We start from the raw sequence: 1,264 nt of genomic DNA, 5'->3' as shown, positions 1-1,264 counted from the left end.
CCGAATACCTCATATTCCAGGTCTACAACCCACGCGAATATGCCGCTCAGCCGGCAACCCAGATGCGCGTGACCTCAGACCTTCTTGATCAGTACTTCCAAGCCGATCGCATCGGCAAGCTTGTACGCGGGTGGGGCGACCTCGTGCGTCGTACGGTGGACAGCCCGGACTCGGCCTGGGGCGGCTGGAGGCTTGCGTTCCCCCGCGCACCTTTACGCCACGAGGCCGGCGGGCCCTGCTGGTAGAAGTGCGCTAGGTCGACCAGGGCGGCGACGACCGCAGCCGCCACCGCGACGAACCACCACAAGAGCAGCAGCCCGAGCACGAGGCCGGCGCCGAGCGCCTTGACCGCCGCGCCAGGTGAGCCGGGCACGGCGCCCGGCGGCGAGTTCGACGCGATAGCGCGCCAGGGCGGAGGCGCCGGCGACATCGAGCGCACCGGCGAGCGCGGATGGAGCCGAGTGCGTGAAGCGGTTCGGTGGCGTAACCACGTCGACTCCGTAACGGTGCGTCAAGGGGGAGATCTTCACCGTACGCGCGGCCGCCGACGTTTTCGCCGCATTTCCGCAGGCCCGCAGTGATCGCCACAACCCGCAATCTTGCCCGCGTGTGCGCTCCCCCACCTAGATCATCCTGCCTCTTCCCACCCCTCCTAGTGATCTTCCCCGCGCCATTCCTGCCCACCTCCTCATGATCCTTCCCCTCTCCGCTCTCCCCTCCTCTTCACCCCTTCTTCGCACCTGCTCGCCCCCTCATTCCTCCTTCTCTCTGCCCCTCTCCTCTCCAAAACTCTGCTCCCCTTTCCTCTTCCTAACTCCCTCTTCCTAACTATCCACAATCTTCACGCCGTGATCACCGGCGGCGACGATGGTGCCCCGGTCCGACCCGACAGGTCGGGTCCGGCCAGTCGGTCTTCCCTCGAAGTAGTAAATCTACGAAGTAAAGCCACGGGCGCCGTATATCCCCCCGGCCGGACGCCCCGACCGACGCGCAGGTGTACACGGGTGTCCGCAGAAGATCTGACATGACGGTTTGCCTGCTGTTTCACCTCGGCCGTTCAAGGAGAGAGCCGAGTTGGGTCAGTAGCGCGGTGGCGGCCGCCGCCCGGGCCGCGGCCTTGCTTGCTCCGCTGCCTTGTGCGGAGATCGGCCCCTTGCTCTCGGCTGGGCGGGCGGTGGCGGTCGCGGTGAAGGCCGGCGCGTGCGACGGGCCGGTGGCCTCCAGGTGCCAGTCGACGCCGTCGATGCGGCCCTGCTGGGTCCAT

General features: G+C 67.1%; 2 protein-coding genes. One reads left to right on the top strand and one right to left on the bottom strand.

The features are described 5' to 3' along the window. A partial coding sequence (locus tag CHC08_RS51125; RefSeq protein ID WP_218825863.1) for a hypothetical protein occupies window positions 1-245 on the top strand: 245 nt, incomplete at its 5' end. A gap of 799 nt (window positions 246-1,044) precedes the next feature. On the opposite strand, the gene CHC08_RS50480 is transcribed toward CHC08_RS51125, so the two are convergent. Then, window positions 1,045-1,264, bottom strand: a 220-nt coding sequence (locus tag CHC08_RS50480) for a hypothetical protein (protein ID WP_218825862.1), incomplete at its 5' end; no start/stop codon positions are given.

Source organism: Streptosporangium subroseum (assembly GCF_900188345.1).
GTDB classification, from domain to species: domain Bacteria; phylum Actinomycetota; class Actinomycetes; order Streptosporangiales; family Streptosporangiaceae; genus Streptosporangium; species Streptosporangium subroseum.
Note: the sequence above shows the minus strand (reverse complement) of the source record. Positions and strands in the feature narration are given on the sequence as shown.